This is a genomic window from Agrobacterium sp. OT33 (genome assembly GCF_017313365.1).
GTDB classification, from domain to species: Bacteria; Pseudomonadota; Alphaproteobacteria; order Rhizobiales; family Rhizobiaceae; genus Agrobacterium; species Agrobacterium rhizogenes_A.
Map to the genome: position 1 here is coordinate 238,332 of NZ_JAFLMZ010000002.1, position 24,952 is coordinate 263,283.

The 24,952-nt window shown below is 60.4% G+C and carries 22 protein-coding genes, 1 tRNA gene and 1 riboswitch; of the genes, 10 read left to right on the top strand and 13 right to left on the bottom strand.

Features of this window, described 5'->3' with window-relative positions; genetic code table 11:
- Window positions 1–175: 175 nt before the first annotated feature.
- From sthA to JZX88_RS05215, 3 genes are all read right to left on the bottom strand, one after another.
- Window positions 176–1,579: a Si-specific NAD(P)(+) transhydrogenase gene (gene sthA / locus JZX88_RS05205; protein WP_059760458.1), complete on the bottom strand. Its 1,404-nt coding sequence runs from the start codon at window positions 1,577–1,579 to the stop codon at window positions 176–178.
- Window positions 1,580–2,339: 760 nt separating this feature from the next.
- Window positions 2,340–2,873: a DUF1003 domain-containing protein gene (locus JZX88_RS05210; protein ID WP_065116220.1), complete on the bottom strand. Its 534-nt coding sequence runs from the start codon at window positions 2,871–2,873 to the stop codon at window positions 2,340–2,342.
- A 114-nt stretch (window positions 2,874–2,987) separates the two neighbouring features.
- Window positions 2,988–4,928 carry an LTA synthase family protein gene (locus JZX88_RS05215; RefSeq protein WP_206912805.1) on the bottom strand — a complete coding sequence of 647 codons (1,941 nt, stop codon included), beginning with the start codon at window positions 4,926–4,928 and terminating at the stop codon, window positions 2,988–2,990.
- Between the two features lie 223 nt (window positions 4,929–5,151).
- Here JZX88_RS05215 and JZX88_RS05220 point away from each other — a divergent pair, with 223 nt between their 5' ends.
- Complete coding sequence (locus JZX88_RS05220) at window positions 5,152–6,831, top strand: NAD+ synthase (protein ID WP_206912807.1); 1,680 nt, start codon at window positions 5,152–5,154, stop codon at window positions 6,829–6,831.
- A gap of 267 nt (window positions 6,832–7,098) precedes the next feature.
- Here the strand turns inward: JZX88_RS05220 and JZX88_RS05225 are convergent, their stop codons facing one another.
- Window positions 7,099–7,476, bottom strand: a complete 378-nt coding sequence (locus JZX88_RS05225; RefSeq protein WP_206912808.1) for a glyoxalase superfamily protein — start codon at window positions 7,474–7,476, stop codon at window positions 7,099–7,101.
- A gap of 192 nt (window positions 7,477–7,668) precedes the next feature.
- On the opposite strand from JZX88_RS05225, the gene JZX88_RS05230 reads away from it, so the two are divergent.
- Window positions 7,669–8,499, top strand: coding sequence for a TolB family protein (locus JZX88_RS05230; protein WP_206912809.1), 831 nt, complete (start codon window positions 7,669–7,671; stop codon window positions 8,497–8,499).
- A 73-nt stretch (window positions 8,500–8,572) separates the two neighbouring features.
- Window positions 8,573–8,756, top strand: a riboswitch (cobalamin riboswitch).
- Between the two features lie 96 nt (window positions 8,757–8,852).
- Window positions 8,853–9,569 (top strand): 5,6-dimethylbenzimidazole synthase, encoded by a 717-nt coding sequence (gene bluB / locus JZX88_RS05235; RefSeq protein ID WP_206912810.1) that lies wholly within the window; start codon window positions 8,853–8,855, stop codon window positions 9,567–9,569.
- Window positions 9,570–9,817: 248 nt separating this feature from the next.
- Here the strand turns inward: bluB and JZX88_RS05240 are convergent, their stop codons facing one another.
- Entirely contained in the window at window positions 9,818–10,918 is a 1,101-nt protein-coding gene (locus JZX88_RS05240) for a DUF2865 domain-containing protein (RefSeq protein WP_206912811.1), read from the bottom strand.
- 136 nt (window positions 10,919–11,054) lie between these two features.
- Entirely contained in the window at window positions 11,055–13,370 is a 2,316-nt protein-coding gene (locus tag JZX88_RS05245; protein WP_065116219.1) for an NADP-dependent malic enzyme, read from the bottom strand.
- Window positions 13,371–13,599: 229 nt separating this feature from the next.
- Here JZX88_RS05245 and JZX88_RS05250 point away from each other — a divergent pair, with 229 nt between their 5' ends.
- Complete coding sequence (locus tag JZX88_RS05250) at window positions 13,600–14,439, top strand: UDP-2,3-diacylglucosamine diphosphatase (protein WP_206912812.1); 840 nt, start codon at window positions 13,600–13,602, stop codon at window positions 14,437–14,439.
- 298 nt (window positions 14,440–14,737) lie between these two features.
- Here JZX88_RS05250 and dgcA read toward each other — a convergent pair whose 3' ends face one another.
- Complete coding sequence (gene dgcA, locus JZX88_RS05255) at window positions 14,738–15,721, bottom strand: N-acetyl-D-Glu racemase DgcA (RefSeq protein WP_206912813.1); 984 nt, start codon at window positions 15,719–15,721, stop codon at window positions 14,738–14,740.
- Window positions 15,722–15,864: 143 nt separating this feature from the next.
- Between dgcA and JZX88_RS05260 the strand changes: the two genes are divergently transcribed.
- The 5 genes from JZX88_RS05260 (at window position 15,865) to JZX88_RS05280 (ending at window position 20,944) form a co-directional block, all read left to right on the top strand.
- Window positions 15,865–17,025, top strand: coding sequence for an ABC transporter permease (locus JZX88_RS05260; protein ID WP_110757129.1), 1,161 nt, complete (start codon window positions 15,865–15,867; stop codon window positions 17,023–17,025).
- A gap of 10 nt (window positions 17,026–17,035) precedes the next feature.
- On the top strand, window positions 17,036–17,872 hold the full coding sequence (locus JZX88_RS05265; RefSeq protein WP_110757131.1) for an ABC transporter ATP-binding protein: 837 nt from the start codon (window positions 17,036–17,038) through the stop codon (window positions 17,870–17,872).
- A 7-nt stretch (window positions 17,873–17,879) separates the two neighbouring features.
- Complete coding sequence (locus JZX88_RS05270; RefSeq protein ID WP_065115797.1) at window positions 17,880–19,250, top strand: MlaD family protein; 1,371 nt, start codon at window positions 17,880–17,882, stop codon at window positions 19,248–19,250.
- 27 nt (window positions 19,251–19,277) lie between these two features.
- Window positions 19,278–19,871, top strand: a complete 594-nt coding sequence (locus JZX88_RS05275) for an ABC-type transport auxiliary lipoprotein family protein (RefSeq protein WP_206912815.1) — start codon at window positions 19,278–19,280, stop codon at window positions 19,869–19,871.
- Between the two features lie 104 nt (window positions 19,872–19,975).
- A complete protein-coding gene (locus JZX88_RS05280; RefSeq protein ID WP_206912816.1) occupies window positions 19,976–20,944 on the top strand; it encodes a dienelactone hydrolase family protein in 969 nt (322 codons plus the stop codon).
- A 30-nt stretch (window positions 20,945–20,974) separates the two neighbouring features.
- On the opposite strand, the gene JZX88_RS05285 is transcribed toward JZX88_RS05280, so the two are convergent.
- Window positions 20,975–21,409 (bottom strand): PACE efflux transporter, encoded by a 435-nt coding sequence (locus JZX88_RS05285; RefSeq protein ID WP_065115795.1) that lies wholly within the window; start codon window positions 21,407–21,409, stop codon window positions 20,975–20,977.
- Window positions 21,410–22,079: 670 nt separating this feature from the next.
- On the opposite strand from JZX88_RS05285, the gene JZX88_RS05290 reads away from it, so the two are divergent.
- Window positions 22,080–22,331: a hypothetical protein gene (locus tag JZX88_RS05290; RefSeq protein WP_206912817.1), complete on the top strand. Its 252-nt coding sequence runs from the start codon at window positions 22,080–22,082 to the stop codon at window positions 22,329–22,331.
- A 185-nt stretch (window positions 22,332–22,516) separates the two neighbouring features.
- On the opposite strand, the gene JZX88_RS05295 is transcribed toward JZX88_RS05290, so the two are convergent.
- The 5 genes from JZX88_RS05295 to JZX88_RS05315 form a co-directional block, all read right to left on the bottom strand.
- Window positions 22,517–22,705, bottom strand: coding sequence for a hypothetical protein (locus tag JZX88_RS05295; protein ID WP_110757135.1), 189 nt, complete (start codon window positions 22,703–22,705; stop codon window positions 22,517–22,519).
- A 292-nt stretch (window positions 22,706–22,997) separates the two neighbouring features.
- Entirely contained in the window at window positions 22,998–23,222 is a 225-nt protein-coding gene (locus JZX88_RS05300; protein WP_110757137.1) for a hypothetical protein, read from the bottom strand.
- 211 nt (window positions 23,223–23,433) lie between these two features.
- Window positions 23,434–23,676, bottom strand: coding sequence for a hypothetical protein (locus tag JZX88_RS26425; RefSeq protein ID WP_065115792.1), 243 nt, complete (start codon window positions 23,674–23,676; stop codon window positions 23,434–23,436).
- A gap of 676 nt (window positions 23,677–24,352) precedes the next feature.
- Window positions 24,353–24,428, bottom strand: a tRNA-Lys gene (locus tag JZX88_RS05310).
- A 154-nt stretch (window positions 24,429–24,582) separates the two neighbouring features.
- Window positions 24,583–24,837, bottom strand: a complete 255-nt coding sequence (locus tag JZX88_RS05315; RefSeq protein WP_065115791.1) for a GlsB/YeaQ/YmgE family stress response membrane protein — start codon at window positions 24,835–24,837, stop codon at window positions 24,583–24,585.
- Between the last annotated feature and the right edge of the window lie 115 nt (window positions 24,838–24,952).

Consider the following 24,952-nt stretch of genomic DNA (forward strand, 5'->3'; position numbering starts at 1 on the left):
ATGTCTCTCTTCCGTCATGCCGGACCTGATCCGGCATCCAGCCACGGCGCGTCTTTTCAGCCCAAGGACTTGGGCTGGCTGGACCCCGGATCAAGTCCGGGGTGACGGGGAGAGGAGGCTACGACCTTACCACGAGCGGCCGCATGGCATTTGGCAGTTCTGCCGAATACTCCGCTCAATCCTTCTTGATCTCACCCATGCGGTTCCACGCATCCAGCCCGGCAATCTTGTAGGCTTCGGCAAGGGTCGGATAGTTGAACGTATTCTCGACGAAATATTCCACGGTGCCCTTCAGGTTCAGTACCGCCTGGCCGATATGCACCAGTTCGGTCGCGCCTTCGCCGACGATGTGGACGCCGAGCAGGCGGCGGGTCTTTAGCGAGAAGATCATCTTCAAGAGCCCGCTGTCGAGACCCATGATATGGCCGCGCGAGGTCTCGCGAAAATGGGCGATGCCGCATTCATAGGGAATGCCGCGTTCGATGACTTCCTCTTCCGTCAGGCCGCAGGTGGAGATTTCCGGCACGGCATAGATGCCATAGGGGAAGAATTGCGGCGGTTCGCCGGCCGGTGCGCCGACGGCGTGGCGGGCGGCGATGCGGCCCTGTTCCATGGAGGTGGAGGCAAGGCTGGGGAAACCGATGATGTCGCCGGCGGCATAGATGTTCGGCACCGAGGTCTGGAAGGTTTCGGGATCGACCTTCAGGCGGCCACGGCTGTCGGCTTCCAGCCCGCAGGCCGAAAGGTTGAGCGTATCGGTGGCGCCGACGCGGCCGGCGGCAAACAGCACCGTCTCGGCCTTCAGCACGCGGCCATTGCCGAGAGAGACGAGGCATTTGCCGCTCTCGTCGCGCTCCACCTTTTCCGCCTTCTGGCCGAAGATCAGCTTCATGTTGCGGTCGCGCAGCTGATAGGTGAAATCCTCGACGATTTCCTTGTCGATGAATTCGAGCATGGTCTCGCGCGGCTCCACCACCGTCACCTGCGTGTCGAGCGCGCTGAAGATCGTCGCATATTCGATGCCGATGACGCCGGCGCCGACCACGACCATGGAGCGCGGCAATTCCTTGATCTCGAGAATCTCGTCCGAATCGAGCACCGCTTCGCCATCGAAGGGAATATGCGGCGGCCGGTAGGGCCGGGTGCCGATGGTGAGCAGGATGGAGGTGCCCGTCACGGTCATGATCTCACCGTCACTCTTCACCACTTTCATGGTGTTGGCGTCGATGAAGCTTGCCGTGCCGCGAATATGCTGCACGCGGTTGCGGGCGAACTGGTGTTCCAGCACTTCGACCTCGTGATCCAGCGTGATGAGCAGGCGGCGGCGCAGATCCTCGGCGTCGATCTCCTGCTTGACGCGATAGGCGCGGCCATAAAAACCGCGCTCGCGCCAGCCGGTGAGGTTGAGCGCCGTTTCGCGCAGGGTTTTTGATGGGATGGTGCCGGTATGCACCGAAACGCCGCCGACACGGCTGCCTTTCTCGATGACCAGAACCTTCTTTTCGAGCTTGGCGGCCTGAATGGCGGCCCGTCTTCCCGCCGGACCGCTGCCGACAACAATCAGATCGAACTGGTGCATGAAAAACCCCGGAACAGAATTATTGCGATGACCGGATGTCGCATCCGGCATGGCGTCGCCGCGAAATGGTCGTGATGCCATTTTGACGATGGGGAGTGATTCCCCGTCAGCCTTGCCCGCAAGAGTGCAATGCAACAAACGCCTGCGTCAATCTGTAGCGCAAGATTCTGACGGATTCGTAACTGGGGGTGAGGTTTCAGGTGGTTGTGCGATTCATGGAGGGGCGGAGGTGCGTGGGGCTTACCCCCCTCTGCCCTGCCGGGCATCTCCCCCTCAAGGGGGGAGATCGATCTGCGGCGATGTCTCGTCCATCTTGAAGCTTGAGAATGAAGCGAGAAGAGGGCCTCTTGCCGATCTCCCCCCTTGAGGGGGAGATGCCCGGCAGGGCAGAGGGGGGTAAAGCCACACGCACCTCCGCTCACTTTCCCTGAACATGCCCCAAAAAAACCAACAGCTTCATCCCGCACGGCACTGCCGAACGGGGGATGGTTGTGTCGGGCGATTGCCCGGCTGCGCTTTGGTTGAGGCTGGTGTGGGTCGGATGCGTTGCGCAGCCGGGCCTTTCCAGAATGCCGTATTCCGCAAGGGCGGTGCACCGCCTGCTGCGAAATGGTCCTGCCACCACGAACGTTGTCAGCGTTCCCATCATCAGGACCGTCCCTCGGCTTTCGCCACGTCTGGCGTCCACCCGGCGGGACTGCGGTCACTATAGCAGGGCAGGACGGGGCGGGGAAAAGCGGGGATGATCCTGCCGGGAGCGTCAGCCGTCCCTGCGGGTGACGTGGTGGTGCAGCGCGGCGAGATCCTGTCTCAGCGCCGCCAGTTCGGCCAGCACCTTCACATCGATCTTTTCATGCAGCGACAGCACTTCCAGCTCGGCCTTCAGGTTCACCTCATAATCCTTGGCGGCCTCGAAACGGTCGCGGGCGGCCTGGCGGTTCTGCGACATCATGATGATCGGCGCCTGAATGGCGGCCAGCATGGAAAGCAGCAGGTTGAGGAAGATGAAGGGGTAGGGGTCGAAGGCGCCAGTTGTCAGGATGATGGTGTTGATGATCGCCCAGAAGATCAGGAAAAAGCAGAAGCCGAGGATGAACCCCCAGGAGCCGCCGACCTTGGCGATATTGTCCGCCAGCCTGTCGCCGACACTGGCGCCGGCGGAAAATTCCGCATTGATGTCGCTCGAAACCAGCTTCTTCTGGTGTGACAGCTCCAGAATGCGCCGCTCCACCTCGCCGATTTCGCGGGAAGAGCGCTTGAAATGCGAAACGATATAGTCGGAGATATCTGACACGGTGTGTCTCCGGTTCTGGTGGGTGCCTGCACGTTTTGCGAGATAAACCCGCATGGTGGCGGAATTCAAACGATTTCCGCCACCATGCGGTTCAGGCGTGCCCGCCAAAAACCGTCAGACGGCCGGTGTGCCCTCGTGCAGCCAGTTGAAGCCGGGGAAGAAACGCTCGCGCCCATATTGCTGGCCGAACATCATGTCGAACTGCAGCAGGCGGTAATCGCGCACCACGTCGGGAACGGCGTTCGGGGCGATAGACCAGTCGGGCAGGGCCTTGCCATCGGTTGCTACCAGCATATGCCGGTCGATGACGGAAAAGGCCTGCTGCACCTCGCCCAGCGTGCCGGTATAGAAGGGATCGGAGAAGCCAGCGGTCTTCAGCACGTGATAGGGCAAAAGCGCCGGGCTGATGGTGCCGATATTCTTGCGCACGCCCTTTTTCGAAGACCAGACGACGAGCGGCGTCTCATGCTCCTTCTTCATCACGTCAAGCGGCGCACGGCGGCTGGCCACCATGCCCGGCATATAGCCGCTTTCCACGAAGGCCTGGCCAAGCGGCGGCAGGTGATCGCCGAAGAGGACGATAATGGTTTCGCGGTCGCGCTTCTTTGCCCAGCGCATCATTTTCAAAAGCGCGTCATCGGCTTCCACGACGCCTTGCGAATAGGTGGAAAGCGCCTGCGAGGCCGAGGCGGAGAGACCGCCTTCGATGCCGATGGTGTTCTCGGCGTAACGGGTCGCCTCGTAGGGGCCATGTCCCTGCAGGGTGACGGCGAAGAGGAAGAGCGGGTTCTGCGCCTTGTCGGCCGTCGCCATGATCTCGTCCATCAGCGCGTCGTCAGAGGCGAAGTTGCCGCGTTTTTCCATCTCCGGCAGCGTCTCTTCGGAGCGGAATTCCTCGAAGCCGAAATTTTTGTAGACCTGCTTGCGGTTCCAGAACCATTCCTGGAACGGGTGCATGGCGATGGCCGAATAACCTTCACCGCGGAAGAAGCTGGCGAGCGAGGGCACGGGGCGGCGGATATATTGCTGATAGGGAATGCTGCCATAGGGCAGGAAGGCGTTGGAAAAGCCGGTCAGCGCCTCGAATTCCACATTCGCCGTCATGCCGCCGAACTCGGGCGAAAACACGTTGCCGGACTGCTTGGCGCGGATGGTCGGCATTGGGTCTGCCGAGAGCTTCACGTTTTCAAGCCGCGTCGGGTCCCACAGCGATTCGCTCATCAGCATGATGACGTCAGGGTAATCGCCCTTGTTGGCGGCGAAAGAGGCGGGTTTGGATGTGAGATCGGCAATGCTGTTTTCACCGTAACCCTGCGGTGCCGAGACATTGGCCATGGGAATATTGAAGGCGAAGGCCATCAGGAAGCCGTTGTGACGGTAGTTTTCCTGCTGGTCCCACATCATCGGAATGATGTTGAGGCGATCGCGCACCCAGGAATAATGCGAATAATCCATCAGCGAGGCGAGGCCGGCAAGAAGCGGCAGTGCCAGCGCCAGTCCCGCGACGCGCTCGCGCCAGCGCAGGACGGGCGAATGGCGGCGTGCCAGCAGCCACAGCGCCACAAGTGCCGCGATGGTGGCGCAGATGCCGAGGGCCACCAGCACTGCCGTCAGCGGCTGCGCCTTGAGCATCGTGGGCAAAAGCTCGAGAATCTGGCGGCCGAACAGCAGGTCGGAGGGATAAAGCGGATCGGAGAGATAGGTCTGTTTCTGCGCGGAAATCAGTCCCGTCAGCGCGCAGAGTGGCGTAATCAGGATCAGGGACAGGTAACGCCTGCCAAGAAGTGCATCCAGCGCCACGAGAAGGGCAAGCACGGCGGCGATGGTGGTCATGCCGGGGCGGGCGGCGGAGGTAAGGAAAGCACCGATATCATGGAGCGAACCGCGGGCGATCCATTCCAGAGCCACGACGAGCACGATGGATGCGACCGTCAGATTGGCAAGCGTATAGGCCGTGCCCGAAAGCTTCGAAAGGCTCCTTGTCCATGCAGGCGAAAAGACAAAACCAGCCTTTTCGGAAGCCGTTGTTTTTGGCGCCGAATGTCTCAAACCCATACTCCGGTATTGCAGGCGGCACGACCGATCCGGGGAGGTGAATCGGTGTGTCGCAAAAGTGTCATGTAACTGTCACATAAGCGCGATGAACGCGACATGAACTTTGCGCAACCTGACCGGTGCGGCGATAACCTTAGCGTGAACGCCCGCTGGCGATGCGTAACGGGCGTCGCCATGCAATTGTCGCGTTGCGGAGCGGCCACGGGCGCGGTATTGAAAAACCATGAGCGACAGACACGATATCCAGAACCATCTCCGGATTGCCGTCGGGCAGTTCAATCCCACAGTCGGCGACGTGGCGGGCAATCTCGCCAGGGCGCGTGAGGCAAGGGCCGATGCGGCAACGCAGGGCGCCGATCTTCTGCTTCTGACCGAGCTGTTCATTTCAGGCTATCCGCCTGAGGATCTGGTGCTGAAGCCGGCTTTCCTGAAAGCCTGCCTGAAAGCGGTGGAAGAACTGGCGGCAGACACCGCCGATGGCGGGCCGGGTGTCGTCATCGGTTTTCCACGCCAGGGCGAGACGGGCCGGCACAATTCGGTGGCGCTTCTGGATGGCGGCAAGATCATTGCGCTGCGCGACAAGATCGACCTGCCCAATTACGGCGAGTTCGACGAGAAGCGGGTTTTCGCCGAAGGTTCGATTTCCGGCCCCTATAATTTCCGCGGTGTGCGGATCGGCATTCCGATCTGCGAGGAAATCTGGAATGACATGGGCGTGTGCGAGACGCTGGCCGAAAGCGGAGCGGAAATCCTGCTGGTGCCGAACGGTTCGCCCTATTATCGCGGCAAGCTGGATGTGCGCCATCAGGTGGCGCTGCGGCAGGTGATCGAGAGCGGCCTGCCGCTGGTTTTCGCCAACCAGCTGGGCGGGCAGGACGAGCTGGTGTTTGACGGCGCAAGCTTCGCCTTTAATGCCGACAGGACGCTTGCCTTCCAGATGAGCCAGTTCGAGGCCACGCTTGCCGTTACCGACTGGAAGCGCACGGAAGAAGGCTGGCGCTGCGAAAGCGGACCTTTCTCGAAAATTCCCGAAGGCGAGGAGGCGGATTACCGTGCCTGCATGCTGGGCTTTCGCGACTACGTCAACAAGAATGGCTTCAAGAGCGTGGTTCTCGGCCTTTCCGGCGGCATCGATTCGGCGATTTGCGCCGCACTTGCCGTTGACGCGCTGGGCGAGGAGCGGGTGCGCTGCATCATGCTGCCCTATCGTTATACATCGGAAGAATCGCTGAAGGACGCCGCCGATTGCGCGAAAGCGCTGGGCTGCCGCTACGATATCGTGCCGATCGTCGAGCCGGTGGAGGGTTTCCTTTCGGCGCTTTCCGATCTCTTCGAGGGTACGGAAGAGGGCATTACCGAGGAAAACCTGCAAAGCCGCACGCGCGGCACCATTTTGATGGCCGTCTCGAACAAGTTCGGCTCGATGGTGGTGACGACGGGCAACAAGTCGGAAATGTCGGTGGGTTACGCCACGCTTTATGGCGACATGAATGGTGGTTTCAACCCCATCAAGGACCTCTACAAGATGCAGGTCTATGCCATTTCCAGCTGGCGCAACGCCCATGTGCCGCCGGGCGCGCTCGGACCTTCCGGCGAGGTCATCCCCGCCAATATCATCGCCAAGGCCCCATCGGCCGAATTGCGCCCCAACCAGACCGACCAGGATTCGCTGCCGCCTTATCCGGTGCTGGACGATATTCTCGAATGCCTCGTCGAGAAGGAAATGTCGGTCGAGGAAATTCTGGCGCGCGGCCATGATGTGGCGACCGTGCACCGGGTGGAGCATCTGCTCTATCTCGCCGAATACAAGCGCCGGCAATCGGCGCCGGGCGTGAAGATCACCAAGAAGAACTTTGGCCGTGACCGGCGTTATCCGATCACCAACCGGTTCCGGGATCGGTAGGGCGTTTTAGGAAGGCGCGTTTGACGCCTCTTCTTCATCGTCGACGGTGATTGCCTGTAAGGCGGTGCGGCATGTTTCTTCTCCCCGCCGGGGAGAAGGTGGCCCGAAGGGTCGGATGAGGGGGCAACCCCTCCGTATATCACGAAGCTTGCCCTCTCATCCCGCTGCTGCTGACTTCTCCCCCTCGGGGAGAAGAAACAAGTGGCACGCGCTCGGTTCACAGAGGAGCGTCTTGATTGGCGCGGAGAAAACCCCGCGCCGCTCACCTTAAATAACCTGCCCCACATCGATACGGTTGCCGTCAGGGTCTTCAAAGACAAAGGCCCTGAGGCCATAATCCTTGTCCTGTAGAGCCTTGATGATGCGCAGCCCATGGCTTTTGCAAATCGCATGCAACGCATCGACATCGCTGACCAGCATATGCGCCACGTTGAAGGGCGCTGCCTTATGGGTGGACTGCAATGTCAGGTGCAATTCGGCATTGCCCTGTTTGAGGATCATGAAGCCGACGGGAGTGCCGTTTTCGAAGGTTTTTGTGAAGCCCAGCACACCGACATAAAAGTCATGGGCCTTTTCGATATTTTTGACAGGAAGCATTGCGGCGATCCGCCCGAAGCGGATGCCGTGATCGGCGATGGTATTCATCGCGGAACCTCGGATCTGGGAGAAACGGCAAGGGTTACGGGCGGTGCCGGAACGCTGGCGTTTTTTCCGATTTGAATTTGCAGGACGGTGCCTGCGGCCATAGGATCATAATCACCATGGCGGCGAAAGCAAACGGAATGTCTGCGTCCGCCAAAGATCAGAGCCAGACTATCGACAGCCCCGGGAGGCAGCATGCGCAGTTCCATCGAAATCTTCAACATCCGCACCCGGCAGATGCGGGTGGTGTGGCAGACGCCGGAGCTGTTCGAAGCGCCGAACTGGTCGCCGGATGGCAAATATCTGCTGTTGAACAGCGAGGGGTTGCTCTATCGCCTGTCTCCATCCGGTGATGCTTCACCGGAGAAGGTCGATACCGGCTTTGCGACGCAATGCAACAACGACCACGGCATTTCGCCTGATGGTTCGCTTTATGCCATTTCCGACAAGGTGGAATTCGGCAAGAGCGCCATTTATCTTCTGCCATCGGTGGGCGGTGCGCCAAGGCTGATGACGAAGAACCTCCCTTCCTACTGGCATGGCTGGGCGCCGGACGGGAAGAGCTTCGCCTATTGCGGCATTCGCGATCAGGTCTTCGACATCTATTCCATGGATATAGAGAGTGGCATCGAGACACGCCTGACCCATGGCGAGGGCCGCAATGACGGGCCGGATTATTCGCCTGACGGTGCGTGGGTCTATTTCAATTCCAGCCGCACCGGGCTGATGCAGATCTGGCGGGTGCGGGTGGATGGCTCCGCTGTGGAGCGCATTACCGAGAGTTCCTATGGTGACTGGTTTCCGCACCCGTCTCCCAAAGGGGACAAGGTGGTGTTCGTCTCCTACGATGCCGATGTTTTCGACCATCCGCGTGATCTCGATGTGCGCGTGCGGCTGATGGATATGGATGGCGGCAATGTCGAAACGCTGTTTGAGCTTTTCGGCGGGCAGGGTACGATGAACTCGCCCAACTGGTCGCCGGACGGGGATGAATTCGCTTATGTGCGTTATTTCCCTGTGGCGTAATGCGATTTTGGGTTTCGTTGAGGTCACATTGCCGCACCGGCCTTGCGATACTTGCATTCGCAAGCCTTCTTGCTCATAGCTTCCTCAGTCAGGTGCCCGCCCTTGTGGCGGGAGAATCGGGAATCCGGTGAGAAACCGGAACGTGCCCAGCGCTGTGAGGCGGATGCCCTTTTCAAAAAGCCACTGAAGTCATTCGGGAAGGCGAAGAGGGCGGATGAAGCCGAGTCAGAAGACCGGCCTGGCAGGATAGACCGAACCGCGCGGACGGCGGCAGGTTGCTGAAGAGGCGTGTTGTGCATGCGAAAACCGGTATGGTTTCGGCATCCGCGCGCCCGCATTGTTGGGGTTAAACGATGCCGACCGATCCGTCCGCTGGCAATCCATTGCAAACCGATCCATTCGACCATGCGCTTTCGCCCGCCCGCCCGTTTTCCGGTGCGGAGCGCGAGGCGATCTACCGCGCCATCGAGACGCGCCGCGATGTGCGCGACCAGTTCCTGCCTGATCCGCTGCCGGATGAGCTTGTCGAGCGTCTCCTGAAGGCGGCGCATTCGGCTCCCTCTGTCGGTTTCATGCAACCGTGGAATTTCACGCTCGTCACCGATGGTGCCGTGCGCCAGGCCGCCTTTGTGGCCTTCAGCCGGGCCAATGAGGAGGCGGCGGCGATGTTTGCGGGAGAGCGGCAGGCGCTTTATCGCAGTCTCAAGCTCGAAGGCATCCGCAAGGCGCCGCTCAGCATCTGCGTCACCTGCGATCCCACACGTGGCGGTAAAGTGGTGCTGGGGCGCACCCACAATCCGCGCACGGATGTCTATTCCACCGTCTGCGCCATCCAGAACCTCTGGCTTGCCGCCCGCGCCGAAGGCGTCGGCGTCGGCTGGGTCAGTATTTTCCACGACAGCGATATTCGCGCCATTCTCGATATTCCCGAGCATATCGAAATTGTCGCCTGGCTGTGCCTTGGCCGGGTCAACGAACTTTACACCGAACCGGAACTGGCGGTGAAGGGCTGGCGCCAGCGTGTGCCGCTGGAGGAACTGGTGTTTCGCAACCGCTGGGGTGGGCGGTAAGGAATGTGATGCGCATAGCGTCGCCTCTCGTTTCACAACGCATGTTTGGGCATGATGGCGGAGGAGAGGAAACGCTGCTTTTTGGCGCAGCGGCGGCCGCGCGTTTCTTCTCCCCGGCCGGGGAGAAGGTAGCCCGAAGGGTCGGATGAGGGGGCTAGCTCACCGAATATCGCTGCCGCGGACTTCTCCCCCTCGGGGAGAAGAAACAAGGGGTGTACGCTCGCCCCGTTACGCGGGCGGAAGAGATTTCACTGCTGTGGCTGAATGCCCTTCAGAGCCGGGTTCTTCAGGTCGATCCGGCCCGTCTGATCCGGCAGGAATTTCGGGCCGATGACGCGCACCCTGGTGTCGTTCGGATCATAGTCGCGTTCAGGAACGGGTTGCTCCGGCGGCTTTGCGGCCTGTTGTTCAGCGGGTTTTCGGGGCTTGTCACCTTGCGGTGACGGAATTCTGGTGATGCCGGAATAGGGCTTTTCGGATTCCGGCCGGGCGGCCTCTTCCTGCTTCTGCATGTCCTCGTGATAGGCGGCCATGTTGCAGGCGCAGCCCGGCGCTTTTGCCGAGGCGTTCCTGTAGGCAAAGGCGGTTGGCAGGTCCTTGTAGGGTTTGCCGGTTTCGGCGGAGACCATGTCGGCGGTTTCCTGATCCGTCATGGAGTGAAAATAAAGCTCGGTCTGTGTGCCCGGGCACATTTTCTGGCACTGCTCCGCCTGGGCGCGGAAATCGAGCGGCGAAGCGTTGGAGGCGATCGGGAAAAACGAGCCGTCGCAGGTGCGCACGCAGAGTGTGCGAAGCCCGCCCTCGGTGGCGGCGTTGGGGTAGGGCGATAGCCCTGCCTGTCCCGGCTCACCACCGTTCTGCCGGAAGGCATCGGGATAACGCGTCACATCGGGCGCAGGCGACACTTGCGGGTTGATATCTTCTGCGGGGCTGCAGCCATTGGCATCGAGGGCCGCGAGAATGCGCTGGCGCCTGATGTCGCCGTCGTCACTGCGCGCGGCCGCCATGGCATCGTCGCGGTCGCGGATGATGGCGTCGCGTTCGGCTTCGGCATCCGTCAGCGCATCGCCGATCTCGGTGCAGAGGCCGGCATTGGGGTTGCCATAGACAACGACGCTGCCGGATGAGCAGCCATAGCTGCGCAGGTCGTTCCTGATCTTGCGGATGACGATGTTCTGGCGGGCGAGCGCATTGGCGTAACGCCGAACCTCGGCCGTGTTGCCGATGACACGTGGTGGTTCGCGCAATTGCGCATAAAGCGTGTCGCAGACCTGATCCGCGAAAGCGGCGGCCGGGGCGAGGAAAACAAGGGGAAGCAGGAGGCCGATGATGCGGCTGCGCCGGGTCAATTGTGCGATCCGTTCGATGTCCCCGGCCGGTGGCAGGGGTGTTATACTTCACGAAATCCGTGTTTCAGGAAGATAACATAAGCTGTTGCCGCAAGGCGGCAACAGCCTGTTCAAAATTGCGTTAATGCGGCCTCTATCACACCGAAGGATGCGAGGCCTGCACTACGGCAAACGCTGCCATGTTGACGACGCCGCGCGAGGTGACGCTGGGCGACAGGATATGGGCGGGCAGGGCCGTGCCGAGCAGGATCGGGCCGACATGCAGGCCCTCCGTCAGCGTGCGGGTGACGCCGAGCGTGATGTTGGCGGCATCGAGGTTCGGGAAGACCAGCAGGTTCGCCTCGCCGGTCAGCACGCTATTGGGCATGGCGCGCTTGCGCAGCGCTTCGGACAGTGCCGAGCCGCCTTGCATTTCGCCGTCCACTTCCAGTTCCGGTGCGGCTTCCTGCACGATCTTCAGGGCGCGGCGCATCTTGCGGGCGCTTTCGGAATCGCGCGAGCCGAAATTGGAGTGGCTGGCGAGCGCGATCTTCGGCGTGATGCCGAAGCGGCGGATTTCCTTGGCCGCGAGAATGGCCATTTCCGCCACTTCCTCGGAGGTCGGGTCGTAGTTCACGAAAGTATCGGTGAGGAACAGCGCGCCCTGCTGGGTGATGAGCAGGCTGAGGCCGGCGAAGGAGCGCACGCCTTCCTGCTTGCCGATGATCTGGTTCACGTCGCGCAGGTGGCGGTCGTAACGGCCTTCGAGACCGCAGATCAGCGCATCCGCTTCGCCGCGCTTCACCGACAACGCGCCGATGACCGTGGTGTTGGTGCGCACGATGGTGCGTGCGGCTTCCGGGTTGATGCCGACGCGGCCGACGAGGGCGAAATAGTCATCGACGTAATCGCGGTAGCGCGGATCGTCTTCCGGATTGACCACGGCAAAATCCGTATGCGGACGGATGCGCAGGCCGAAGCGCTTCAGGCGCGTTTCGATGATCTGCGGGCGGCCGATGAGGATCGGAATGCCCGTGCCTTCTTCCAGGAGCACCTGGGCGGCGCGCAGCACGCGTTCGTCTTCGCCTTCGGCAAAGATGATGCGCTTCTTTTCGGCGGCTTTCGCGGCATTGAAGACCGGCTTCATGATGAAGCCCGAGCGCCAGACGAAACGGTTCAGCTGGTCGAGATAGGCTTCGAAATCGGTGATCGGCCGGGCGGCGACGCCGCTTGCGGCGGCAGCGCGGGCAACGGCGGGCGCGATGCGCAGGATAAGGCGCGGATCGAAGGGCGAGGGGATGAGGTAGTTCGGGCCGAAGACCGGGGTTTCGCCGCTATAGGCTTTTGCCGCGACTTCGGAGACTTCCTCGCGCGCCAACTCGGCGATGGCCTGCACGGCGGCCATCTTCATTTCCTCGTTGATCGTCGTCGCGCCGCAATCCAGCGCGCCGCGGAAGATATAGGGGAAGCAGAGCACGTTGTTGACCTGGTTCGGGAAATCCGAACGGCCGGTGCAGATCATCGCGTCCGGGCGGGCGGCGCGCGCCTCTTCCGGCATGATTTCGGGCTTGGGGTTGGCAAGCGCGAGAATGAGCGGGTTTTCCGCCATGCGCTCCAGCAGTTCCGGCTTCAAGACGCCGGCGGCGGAAAGGCCGAGGAAAACGTCCGCGCCGTCGATGGTTTCGGCCAGCACGCGCTTGTCGGTCTTCTGGGCGTAAACTTCCTTCCACTCATCCATCAGCGTGTTGCGGCCGTCATAAACGAGGCCTTCGATGTCGTGGACCCAGATGTTTTCCTTTTTCGCGCCCATGGAGACAAGCAGGTTGAGGCAGGCAAGCGCCGCAGCACCGGCGCCCGACGCGACGATCTTGACGCTGGAGAGCGACTTGCCGGCGAGTTCCAGCGCGTTGGTGACGGCGGCGGCGACGATGATCGCGGTGCCGTGCTGGTCATCGTGGAAGACGGGGATATTCATCTTCTCGCGCAGCTGGCGTTCCACCTCGAAACATTCCGGCGCCTTGATGTCCTCAAGGTTGATGCCGCCGAAGGTGGGCTCCAGCGCCGCGATGGTGGAGACCATGTCGTTGATGCCGGGTGCGTCGATTTCGATATCGAAAACGTCGATGCCGGCGAATTTCTTGAAGAGGACGGCCTTGCCTTCCATCACGGGCTTGGAGGCGAGCGGGCCGATATTGCCAAGGCCAAGCACCGCCGTGCCGTTGGAGATAACGGCGACGAGATTGGCGCGGGCGGTATAATCCGCCGCCATTTCAGGGTTCTCATGGATGGCGAGGCAGGGTGCGGCGACACCCGGCGAATAGGCCAGCGCCAGATCGCGCTGGTTGCCGAGCGGCTTGGTCGCCTGGATTTCCAGCTTGCCGGGGCGGGGATAGCGGTGGAAAAAGAGCGCCTGTTCCTCGATGTCGGCCTTGGCCGCGTTGGCGGGCGTGTTGTTCTTATCGTGAGAGGTCATGTCTTCCACCGTCATGTCTGGTTCAATTCCGGCCCCCTGAATACAACAAACTTCCCCGCGGTACAGCCGTTATTTGCCCCGTGCTCATGCAAATGCGCGCATGGCTTATTCGCGTTTTCGTGAAGCGCTTCGTCATATTCCATACAAAAAACCGTCTCTGTCATGTTGCTGAAACACGAGTCTGGTTCTGAGAGGTGAGAAAGCCGCAGGGACGCAACCGAACAGGGGGATGAAATCCGTGGCCGGTCAAATCGAAACCAGACAGTTCAGAACGCTTTTCATTTCGGATATTCATCTTGGCTCCAAGGCGGCCAAGACGGATTTCCTGCTCGACTTCCTGAAGTATCACGAGGCCGAGACGATCATCCTTGTCGGCGACATCGTCGACGGCTGGCGCCTGCGCCGCAGCTGGTACTGGCCGCAGGGCTGCAACGACGTGGTGCAGAAACTCCTGCGCAAGGCCCGCAAGGGAACGCGCATCGTCTATATTCCCGGCAACCACGATGAATTCCTGCGGGAATTCCCCGGCATGCATTTCGGCGGCATCGAAGTGGCCGAGCGCATGATCCACGAGGCGGCCGACGGCAAGAAATACCTCATCATCCATGGCGACGAGTTCGACGTGGTGGTGCGCAATGCCCGCCTGCTCGCCTATCTCGGCGACTGGGCCTATGACGCGGCGATCGCCATCAACATCGCCATTGCCGCCGTGCGTCGCCGCATCGGCCTGCCTTACTGGTCGTTTTCGGCCTGGGCCAAGCTGCAGGTCAAGCACGCCGTCAACTTCATCGGCGAATTCCAGCGCGTGGTGGCCGAAGAGGCGCGGCGCAACAATGTCGATGGCGTGATCTGTGGCCATATTCACCATGCTGTCATGGAAGACATGGACGACATCCGCTACATCAATACCGGTGACTGGGTGGAAAGCTGCACGGCGATCGCCGAAAACGCCGATGGCAGCTTCGAGCTGATCACCTGGATGCAGACCAGCGATGCCACCGCCGGTCAGGCATCGGACGAGATGGAGCCGGTGGATATTCCGGGGCTGATCGGCAAGCATGCGGCCTGATTGGGGCGTTTGGTTGGGCGGATGGTAGGCTCACCTGTAAACGAAGTGTTGGGCAAAAATTGTAGCATCCGCATACCGTCATCCCGGCCCTGAGCCGGGATCCAGTGCGATCAAGTCTTTGATCGCGTAAGACCTATTTCTCACGGCGCAGACGCGCCGTGGCTGGATGCCGGATCAGGTCCGGCATGACGGAGGTGAGGCTCTAGAGCCTTCTCAGTAACCTTCCGGTGAGGCACCGGAGAGATGGTGCGAATGTAGCCTCTCGACACCAACCCAGTGCGGACCCTTAGCGAGAGTTCTACCCCCACAATTCCGGCGGCGCCGGATAAACCAGCGAACCCTCATAAACCAGCCCAGGCTCCCGATCCTGCGCCAACAACAGCGGCCCATCGAGATCGGCAAAGGCTGTGCCTTGGGCTGCCAGCACCGCAGGGGCCATGCCGAGTGAGGTGCCGAGCATGCAGCCGACCATGATGGTGAAACCGAGCCGTTCGGCCTCCGTTTTCATGACAAGCGCTTCGGTGAGGCCGCCGGTCTTGTCGAGCTTGATGTTGATCGCATCGTAACGGTCGCGCAGGCCGGCTAGATCCTTGGTCGAATGCACGCTTTCGTCGGCGCAGATCAGTACCGGGTGATCGATGCGGGAAAGGATCGTATCCTTGCCGGCGGGCAGCGGCTGCTCGATCAGCGATATCTTCAGTTCCGCCGCAAGTCCAAGATAATATTCGATATTATCATCGTTCCAGCCTTCGTTGGCATCGATGATGATGCGCGCTTCGGGTGCTGCGGCGCGCACGGCGCGCAGGCGGGCTTCGTCGTCAGTGGTGCCGGTCTTGATCTTGAGAAGTGGGCGGCCTGCATTCTCCGCGGTCTTCGCGGCCATGGTTTCGGGGGCGGCAAGCGAGATCGTATAGGCTGTGACAAGCGGTTTTGCCGCCTGTCCGAGAACCTGCTCGGCAGTGCTCCTGCCGCTGATCTTGGCCTCGAGGTCCCAGAGCGCGCAATCCACCGCATTGCGGGCCGCACCCGGCTTCATCGCCTGCTGCAGTTCCTGCCGCGTCAGGCCGGCGGCGACCCGTTCGGCCATCGCTTCGATATCGGCCAGAACGCCTTCGATGCTCTCCCCGTAACGCGGATAGGGCACACATTCGCCTCTGCCGGTGAAGGAACCTTCGCGGATGATGCACGTTACGACATCCGCATGCGTGCGGGTGCCGCGTGAGATGGTGAAACTGCCGGCGACGGGGAAGCGTTCTGTTGTGGCTTGCAGGTAACGGGGCATATTTTTTCACTTCCGATTGGGCGGCAAAAGACACATGACGCCAAATTTATCACGAATTGTCAGCCGTCACTGTGGCTTGCCGGAGGCCAAAACGTTATGAAACCTTTAAGAATCTCGTGACGGCTGCACTCGCTCGGAGCATTATGCAAGAACAGGACACACGGCAACAGGCGAACCCGGCCGCAATCACCGAAGACGGTTCCGTCTCCGGCGGCGGCTTGCGTTATGTCATGAGCGGCTCCTGGCGCAACAGCAATCTCTCCGGCATTTTCGAGAGCCTCGACAGGATTGAAAAAAGCAAATCCGGCGGTTCCGTCGAAATCGATCTTTCCGCTGTCGAAGCCATCGACACGACGGGTGCCTGGATCATCCAGCGCCTGCGCAAGGATCTGGAGGCGAACGGCGCGACTGTCACGCTCACCGGCAACGACCGGATCGAGGACGTCATCGGCCAACTGCCTGACAAGGCGGAGATGCAGGCCGAGCCCGTCGCCAGGCCAGGGCTGGTAGAGCGTATTTTTGCGCCGATCGGTCAGGCCGTCATCCAGAACGGCGCGGATTTCCTGGCGGGCATGTATATTCTCGGCTCCGCCGTGCGCGGCGCGCAGATGAAGCTCGGGCGCGGGCGCGGCGTATCGCCCGCGGCGATCGTCAACCAGATCGACCATATGGGCGTGCGCGCCGTGCCGATCATCATGCTGATGTCGTTCCTGATCGGTGCGATCATCGCCCAGCAGGGCGCGTTCCAGCTCAGATATTTCGGTGCGGAAGTCTTTGTCGTCGATCTCGTCGGCATTCTGCAATTGCGCGAAATCGGTGTGCTTCTGACCGCGATCATGATCGCCGGCCGTTCCGGCAGCGCGATCACGGCGGAAATCGGCTCGATGAAGATGCGCGAGGAAATCGACGCGCTGAAGGTGATCGGCCTCAACCCGGTGGGCGTGCTGGTGTTTCCACGGCTGGTGGCGCTCACCATCGCACTGCCGCTTTTGACCATTCTCGCCAATTTTGCAGCGCTTTTTGGTGCTGCCATCGTGGCCTTTGCCTATTCCGGCATCACTTTCGAGGTGTTCCTGTCACGCCTGCATGGCGCGGTCGAGGAATCGACCATTGCCGCCGGCATGATCAAGGCGCCGTTCATGGCGCTCATCATCGGCATCGTCGCGGCGGTGGAGGGCATGAAGGTGGGCGGTTCGGCGGAATCGCTCGGCCAGCACGTCACCTCGTCGGTGGTGAAGTCGATCTTCGTCGTCATTCTGGTCGATGGTCTTTTCGCCATCTTCTACGCAGCCATCGATTTTTAGGGAGGGCGCGTTGGAGCAGCAAGACCAGACACAGCAACAGATCAGGACCGGGAAAGACGGCCGCGAGGTGGTGCTTTCCGTCGAGGGCGTGACCGTTGGTTTCAACGGCCGCAACGTGCTCGAAAATCTCGATCTCGATGTCTATCGCGGCGAAATCCTCGGCTTCATCGGTCCCTCCGGCGCGGGCAAATCCGTGTTGATGCGGGCGATCTTGCGGCTCCTGCCACGGCAGGCGGGTGCGATCCGCATTCTCGGCACCGATTACGACAAGGCGAGCGAAGACGACCGCATGATGCTTGACCAGCGGCTCGGTGTGCTGTTCCAGCAGGGCGCGCTGTTTTCCGGCCTGACGGTGAAGGAAAACATCCAGCTGCCGATGCGGGAATATCTCGATCTGCCGAAGAAGCTGATGGACGAGCTCGCCTATCTGAAGATCGAGATGGTGGGGCTGAAGCCCGATGCGGGCGACAAGTATCCTTCCGAGCTTTCCGGCGGCATGATCAAGCGCGCAGCCCTTGCCCGGGCGCTGTCGCTCGATCCCGACCTCGTCTTCCTCGATGAGCCGACATCCGGCCTCGATCCCATCGGGGCGGCGGAATTTGATATGCTCATCGCACGCTTGCGTGATTCGCTCGGCCTGACCGTCTATATGGTGACGCACGACCTCGACAGCCTGTTCTCCGTCTGTGACCGTATTGCGGTTCTCGGCCAGAAGAAGGTGCTGGTGGAAGGGACATTGCAGGACATGTTCGCCTGCGACGACCCGTGGGTGCAGTCCTATTTCCGCGGCAAACGGGCACGCTCTGTCGTTCTTCCGGACGGCAAACACGAAAATCCGGTGGAGTAACAGAAGCATGGAAACCAAGGCGAACTACACCATAGTCGGAATTTTCACGCTGATCGTGATCGCCGCCGCATTCGGCTTCGTGTACTGGATGGCGGAATTCGGCCGTGGCGGCCCGACGGCGCAGCTCGTCGTGCGTATTCCCGGCTCCGCCAACGGCCTTTCTGTCGGCTCGCCGGTGCGCTTTAACGGCATTCCTGTCGGCACCGTGCGCGGGCTCGCCATCGACCGCGATGACCCGGCCTATTCCATCGCCTTTACCGAGGTGCAGGCGGATGCGCCGGTTTTCCCTTCGACCCGCGCCGTGCTTGAAATTCAGGGCCTGACGGGTGCTGCCTATATCGAGCTTTCCGGCGGCAACAAGGATGGCGAGCGTATTCTGCAGAAATCCGCCGAGACCGGCGTTCCGGCGGAACTGACGGCCGATCTTTCCAGCGTCACCAATCTGCTTGCCACCGCCGACAAGATTTTGAAGCGCGCCGATGGCGCCATCGGCGAATTGCAGGGTTTCGTGCAGGACGCCCGTGGTCCGCTGACGCAGACTGTGCGTAATGCCGAGAAGTTCTCCGATGCGCTTGCGGCCAATTCCGACGGCATCAAGAATTTCATTGCAAGCCTCAGCTCGCTTTCCACCACGGTGCAGTCAGTCTCGGTGCGTCTCGACGGCACGCTGACCGCTATCGAGGATCTGGTGAAGGCGGTGGATGCCGGCAAGATCGATTCCATCCTGTCGAATGTCGACAAGGTGACGAAGGATGTTGCGTCGGCTTCCAGCGATATTCAGGGTATCATGGAGACGGTGCAGAGCACGGCGCGCAATTTCGAGGCGGCGAGCACGGAAGTGCAGACCGTGGTGAAGCGCGCGGATGAGCTTCTGGCCTCCGTCGATCCCGCCAAGGTCAGCACCGTGGTCGGCGATGTTTCCGCCGCCACCGCCGATGCGCGTGATGCCGTGGCGAACTTCAAGCGGATCGCCGATGATGTCGGTGCCCGCCGCGCCGATATCGATCAGGCGGTTTCCGACTTCACCGACATGGGTCGTAAGCTGAACCTCGCCTCCAGCCGCGTTGACGGCATTCTCGCCAAGGTAGACGGCATGCTGGGCACCGATGACGCCAATTCGCTGTTTGCCAAGGCGCGCGAGACGCTGACCTCGTTCAAGGCCGTGGCCGACAATCTCAATGCCCGTATCGGGCCGATTGCCGACAATCTGACCCGCTTCTCCAGCTCTGGCCTCAAGGATTTCCAGGCGCTGATTGGCAGCACGCGGCAGACGGTCGACAATCTCAACAATGCTATCACCAATATCGACCGCGATCCGCAGCGGTTGATTTTCGGCGGCGAAACCGTGAAACAATATGACGGCAGAACAAGGCGTTAAGAGGGGTATGGGCCAATGATACGATCGATGACCGACCAGAAGCGCCGTGCCCTTCTTGCAGTGCCGCTGCTTGCCGCCCTGATGACGGGCTGCGCGGGTGCGCCGAAGAACGATACGTTCGATCTTTCCGTGTCGTCTACGGCGGTTGCGCAGGGACCTTCGCTCAAGAGCCGGCAGCTGCTGATCGCCGATCCGACCGCGCTGAAGGCACTGGACAGCGAAAATATCGTCGTGCGCCTTTCCGGTTCGGAAGTGCAATATCTCGGTAATTCGCAATGGAGTGACCGCCTGCCGCGCATGGTGCAGTCCAAGCTCGTGGAAGCGTTCGAAGATACCGGCAAGCTCGGCGGCGTCGGCCGGCCGGGGCAGGGGCTGGCGATCGACTACCAGGTCGTGACCGATATTCGCGCCTTCGAGGTGGATACGGCGAAAAACACGGCCAATATCGAAATGTCGGTGAAGCTTCTGAACGACCGCAACGGCACGGTGAAGGCGCAGGAAGTGTTCCGCGCCAGCGCCCGTGTCAGCGGCTCCGGCAACGCCAATTTCGTGAAGGCGCTGGATCAGGCCTTTGCCGTGGCGACGCGGGAGATCGTGGCCTGGACGCTGAAGTCGCTTTAAGCCTTGGCGGCGGTCATCAGCGCTATAAGAAATTGCCTTATGTTTCGGGCAGGGCTGGTTGATGACCGGCCTTGCACTCAATGCTTCCGATCCGCGAGTTTCTGATGCGATTCCTGGTGGTTTTTTGCCTTCTTCTGATTTCCGTTCTTTCCGGGACGGGCGCTGCCGCGGCCGCCGGCCTGCGGTTGATCGAGGTTCCATCCACTGATGGCAAAGCTCCCATCAGGGCGGCGGTCTGGTCGCCCTGTGCGACAGCACCGGTGGAAACCCGCATCGGTCCCTTCGTACTGCCTGCGGTGCGCGATTGCCCGATCATTGACGGGCAATATCCGCTTATCGTCATTTCCCATGGTTTCGCCGGCACATATTTCAGCCATCGCGATACGGCGGCGGCGCTGGCGGATGCCGGTTTCATCGTCGCGGCGCTTAATCATTCCGGCGATAATGCGATCGATATGAAGCGGGCAGGCGAGCTTTCCGCGCTGACCGACCGGCCGGCGGATATTGTGCGCCTGCTTGATCATATGCTGGCGGGCTGGAAAGAGGCCGGCGTCATCAATGTCGGGCGGATCGGTGTCTTCGGATTTTCGCGCGGCGGTTACACGGCGCTGGTGCTCGCCGGCGGCGTGCCGGATTTTTTAAACAGCAGATTGCCATGCCCGGACGAGCAGGCGCCGATATGCGCGCAGATGCGGGACAAAAGCACTGTTGCGAAAGACTGGGTTCACGATAAGCGGGTAAGGGCCGCGGTTGTTGCGGACCCGCTCAATGCCTTTCCCGGCGCTGAAAATCTGAGAGATATCGGTATTCCTGTCCAGCTGTGGCGTTCGGAACAGGGCGGTGATGGCATTGTGCCGCAGGATGTTGCGAGATTGCGCGATGAACTGCCGAAGAAACCGGACTACCGGATGGTGAAGGGGGCAGGGCATTTCTCGTTTATCGCGCCTTGCCCGGCAGAAATGGCAAAAGCTTTGCCGCAGGTTTGCAACGATGCGCCCGGTTTCGACCGGGCAGAGTTTCATCGCGGTTTCAACGCCGATGTCGTCAGCTTTTTCAGGGCCTCGCTGCGCTGAAGCCCTGCCGTTTTCAGCCGTGCCCGTCGATCAGACGGCATCCTGCGACTGCCATTCCGGCAGCGGGAAAATCCGGTCGTAGCTCCAGTTGAAGACAAAAGCGTAGACCACGTAAAACAGCGCAAACGAGATATCCATCACCAGAGCATGGGCGAGGCTGATGCCGAGATACCAGGCGATGAAGGGCATGAGCACGATCAGCAGGCCGAGTTCGAACAGAATGGCATGGGCGACGCGGATGGCGGGCGTTTTCAACGTCGTGCCCTTCAGGCGCTGCATGGCGTGGTCGAAGCCCAGATTGTAAAGATAGTTCCAGGCGGTGGCGAGGGTGGCGCTGACGAGGCCGACAATGCCGATATCTTCCATCGGCATATGGAACACAAGCGCGCCAAGCGGCACGATGAGCAGAAGGCCGATGATTTCGAAGCTGAGCGCATGGCGGATACGATCGGGCAGGGAACGCAATTTATTCTCCGGTATGTGACCGGGCCGTCCCGCATGCTGTCGCCATGATGGCCGAGGTCGTCCTCGCGATGAGGCATATAGAGGTTTTGGGCGGAATTTTCAAGCGTGGGGGATGGATGGGATTGGGAGTGCGCCGCCTGTTTCTTCTCCCCGCCGGGGAGAAGGTCGCGGCAGCGGGATGAGGGGGCGAGCTCTCCGAAATCCGGCAAGATTGCCCCTCATCTGACCCTTCGGGTCATCTTCTTTCCGGCGGGGAGAAGAAACGGGCAGTGACGTCTTGCCCTTTCCCGTTCGCAACGAAACCGCAGCGCGGAACAAGACCGGCGTTTTTTCGTTATCGCTCATGTAAGGAGGCGTGCCATGCAGCAGAATTCCTCTGATGGAAGAACGATAAAGGCCGCCAACACGGCAAAGGTCTCGATTTACAAGCCAAGCCTCATCTCCCTCAAGGGAAGTTACGTGGCGATGATATTTCGCAGGCCGCTTTGCCGAAATCCGCTGGATGTGCGGAAAAAATAAGGGCGAGGATACCGTCCAGCCGTTTACTTGCACATCAATGACGACGACTGCCGAAATGATCGAGTGCTTTAGATGTCTCTAAAGTGTGATTTTCAATCCGGTTCGTCTCCACATAGACTGGAGATTGCCATAAAAGCGAAGGGAGAATGACATGAAATCAGTTCTCATTATCGCCGCTGTCTTTGGTTTTTCCGCCAGTGCAGCGCTTGCGGAATGCGCGGGTCATGAAAAGATCAACGCTTCCGTTCCTGCCGTCGACCATGAATTCAAAACTGCAAGCATCGTTCCGCCGACGGAACCGGTGGACAAGCCAGTCGTTATCCTGAAAAAGACCGACCGCCTTCCTGCGGCAACGGTTGCGACGACCGGTGAACCCGAAGCCGCAATGCAACGCATGCAATAAGACAAGGCAATGACCTCTTCATTCTGAAAATCCCGTGCGCGATGTCATCCGCACGGGATTTTATCTATGGGCAACATGACACGGCGAACGATCTGTCGTCGCGCGGTTTCCGGTCCGTTCCGGTCCGGGCCATTCTGCCGGCGCCGGTTTCACCGCAGGTGATGCTGCCCTTTGGGAGGATATGGCTAGCTGTCGAGTTTCAGCGACAGCTGACGCGGTCCCTCGTTCTTTTTCAGCACATAAAGCGGACGGGTAATGATGACTTCCGTCCGCCGCTGCAATTCGCGGCGCCGCTCCAGCGCGCGCTCCCGCATGTCACGGGAACGGGCGACCACGGAGAGGGCGTTTTCTATGGCTGCGTCTGCTGTGTTCATCGCTGACCTCCATAATGTTCACTATATGTTCTCATTATTGGGTGCTTGTGTCAACAGTGTGGCAGGGGTGTCGACGGATCGTCGATGGCCCTGAAGCCGGGGCCGTTCAGGAATGCGGCGGGCGGGAGAGAAGCTGGAGACGCCCAGCGGTGAACCCGGCTTGCATCGCGGATGCCGCGCAGCCATGAGGGTTTCAGCGGATGCGACGTGGGACGCTCCGGCCGGCTCGATCGATTTTTGGAATAATGCTGACGGTGCCGGGCGCTGATCCGCTCCGGCGGGAGGAGGGCTATCAGGACAGGGGGCGTTGATCCGGTGCGGCGAGGGCCGACAGCATGTCGGTGACATGTTCGCTGGCAAGCGCGACGATGGCGAGTGCGGCCTGCTGGCGGTTCCAGCCGGCATCTTCGGCTTTTTCAATAAGGCCCTGGATGGAGGGTTCCAGCGCGAACTGGCATTCCGCCTGGTAGTTCATGGTGTCGATCGACAGCGACGGGGAATTGATTGCGGCCCGCATCCTTTGGTCTCCCTGTTTTCCGTCATGCCCAGCAAACGCGAAACGCAAATCGGAACATGCACATTCAGAGGCCGGTGATATCGGGTTATGCCCTGCAGGCCCGCATATCACTGGCAGCGAATCCCCAGCAGGCGGAGTTAACGGCAAGTGCTGATCGCTGTCAACGAACGTGCGGTGGCGATGAGGCCGCCCCGTGCTTTTTTCAAAGCCGTCAATTACGGAAGGGTTTACGCCGCCATATCAACAGGGCCATGACATAAAGGGCAAAGACCACGAACCATGTGACAGGAAACACCATAAAAAGCGCCGCATAAGCGCAGTTTCCCTCGAAACAGGAACCGAGCAGCCCGGAATCGGCAAGCGCTCCCGACAATAGAAACGCACATATCCCGCTCCCGAGCGCGCCGAGGACGAACAGCAATATGTTGACGATCAATCTCATGGCGCCAATCATAGGGATGATTGAGACAGCTTTGCGGACGAGGGCGGCGCGGTAGCGCCTATAATCATCGTTCCCCGTGGTTTTCCGTGGCTTCATTGCCGCTGAGGGACGGCGGTCGTGTCAGGGCCGTCCGCTGCTGCCAGCCTCGCCTTTTTATCGGGCAGGGCCGCATTGCCTCCCATTTATTCGGTAATGGTATATTCGCCGAGTTCGCAGAGGTCCTGCGTGTCCTCGAGGTCCTCCAGCGCATTGCCCTGGAATTCGAAACGCATGTCGTATTTGCAGACGCTGCGGTTCATTCTGCACAAGGACGGGCAGATCCGGGGCAAGGTGGTCGTCATCGCCGCACGCCCTCAGGAAGAGAGCTCGTGACGGCAGGCTTTTATCTGTTCCGCCATCGACGCGGTAAAGCAGGCCGCGCCCGTTCCTTTCACGGAGGAATTCGAGAGCCGTATTGCCGGTCGGCCATTGGAGCCGCGCTTCATTGGGGCAAGATGCGCACCGGAAACGAAGTTGTAGACGTTGCGGCGAGTTGTGCCACCGGCGCGGTTGCGTGATGCGGTATTGTGGGCGACAAATGCTGTTTGTTGTTGTGCAGGTGCTGCCGGCGATGGGCTATCGTATAGGCCCGAGCGCCAAGGCAATGCTTTAAGTAAGCATTGCAACATATTGTCATCAAAAGAAAGATTGGTGGGTGATGTAGGGCTCGAACCTACGACCCGCTGATTAAGAGTCAGCTGCTCTACCAACTGAGCTAATCACCCGACCGGCACCGTGTGGCGGTGTGAGGGGGCGTATAAAGGGGAAGTTTGGGCTTGTCCAGCGCGGAAATGAAATTTCTTCGATTTTTGTGACGAAAAAATTTCAGTCGCGCTGGAAAAGGTTGGAAATCCGGGGTTTTACGGATTTTCCTTTTGTTCAGCCACGTCTGAAAGCTCTGCCGATGGCGATGAGGATGCAGGCGCCGATGAAGCCGGCGATGAGGTAACCGAGCCAGCCCGTCAAAACGATTCCGAACACCGACAGGATGGCGTTGGCGACGATCGCGCCGACGATTCCAAGAAGGATGTTCATGAAAACACCCATATTGCTTTTCATGAATTGTTCGGCGAGCCACCCGGCGACACCACCGATGATGATAGCTGCGATCCAGCCAATACCAGCAGATTCCATGATTTCCTCCCATGTTTGCTGCACTATCAAAGGTGATGATTCTCGTGGTGAAAAGCAAGGTAAACTCCCGAAAACCTCGCTTTCTGCGGGTGGTTTTCCGCGCGGCAGGCGCTAA

What these genes read in the sequence shown, in the direction of transcription:
- JZX88_RS05300 (WP_110757137.1), bottom strand. Translation starts at nt 23,222, where the DNA reads ATGCGGGCCGCAATCAATTCCCCGTCGCTGTCGATCGACACCATGAAC.
- JZX88_RS05215 (WP_206912805.1), bottom strand. Translation starts at nt 4,928, where the DNA reads ATGGGTTTGAGACATTCGGCGCCAAAAACAACGGCTTCCGAAAAGGCT.
- JZX88_RS05245 (WP_065116219.1), bottom strand. Translation starts at nt 13,370, where the DNA reads ATGACCTCTCACGATAAGAACAACACGCCCGCCAACGCGGCCAAGGCC.
- JZX88_RS05270 (WP_065115797.1), top strand. Translation starts at nt 17,880, where the DNA reads ATGGAAACCAAGGCGAACTACACCATAGTCGGAATTTTCACGCTGATC.
- dgcA (WP_206912813.1), bottom strand. Translation starts at nt 15,721, where the DNA reads ATGCCCCGTTACCTGCAAGCCACAACAGAACGCTTCCCCGTCGCCGGC.
- JZX88_RS05280 (WP_206912816.1), top strand. Translation starts at nt 19,976, where the DNA reads ATGCGATTCCTGGTGGTTTTTTGCCTTCTTCTGATTTCCGTTCTTTCC.
- JZX88_RS05275 (WP_206912815.1), top strand. Translation starts at nt 19,278, where the DNA reads ATGACCGACCAGAAGCGCCGTGCCCTTCTTGCAGTGCCGCTGCTTGCC.
- JZX88_RS26425 (WP_065115792.1), bottom strand. Translation starts at nt 23,676, where the DNA reads ATGATTGGCGCCATGAGATTGATCGTCAACATATTGCTGTTCGTCCTC.
- JZX88_RS05220 (WP_206912807.1), top strand. Translation starts at nt 5,152, where the DNA reads ATGAGCGACAGACACGATATCCAGAACCATCTCCGGATTGCCGTCGGG.
- JZX88_RS05230 (WP_206912809.1), top strand. Translation starts at nt 7,669, where the DNA reads ATGCGCAGTTCCATCGAAATCTTCAACATCCGCACCCGGCAGATGCGG.
- JZX88_RS05315 (WP_065115791.1), bottom strand. Translation starts at nt 24,837, where the DNA reads ATGGAATCTGCTGGTATTGGCTGGATCGCAGCTATCATCATCGGTGGT.
- JZX88_RS05250 (WP_206912812.1), top strand. Translation starts at nt 13,600, where the DNA reads ATGAAATCCGTGGCCGGTCAAATCGAAACCAGACAGTTCAGAACGCTT.
- sthA (WP_059760458.1), bottom strand. Translation starts at nt 1,579, where the DNA reads ATGCACCAGTTCGATCTGATTGTTGTCGGCAGCGGTCCGGCGGGAAGA.
- JZX88_RS05260 (WP_110757129.1), top strand. Translation starts at nt 15,865, where the DNA reads ATGCAAGAACAGGACACACGGCAACAGGCGAACCCGGCCGCAATCACC.
- JZX88_RS05295 (WP_110757135.1), bottom strand. Translation starts at nt 22,705, where the DNA reads ATGAACACAGCAGACGCAGCCATAGAAAACGCCCTCTCCGTGGTCGCC.
- JZX88_RS05225 (WP_206912808.1), bottom strand. Translation starts at nt 7,476, where the DNA reads ATGAATACCATCGCCGATCACGGCATCCGCTTCGGGCGGATCGCCGCA.
- bluB (WP_206912810.1), top strand. Translation starts at nt 8,853, where the DNA reads ATGCCGACCGATCCGTCCGCTGGCAATCCATTGCAAACCGATCCATTC.
- JZX88_RS05290 (WP_206912817.1), top strand. Translation starts at nt 22,080, where the DNA reads ATGAAATCAGTTCTCATTATCGCCGCTGTCTTTGGTTTTTCCGCCAGT.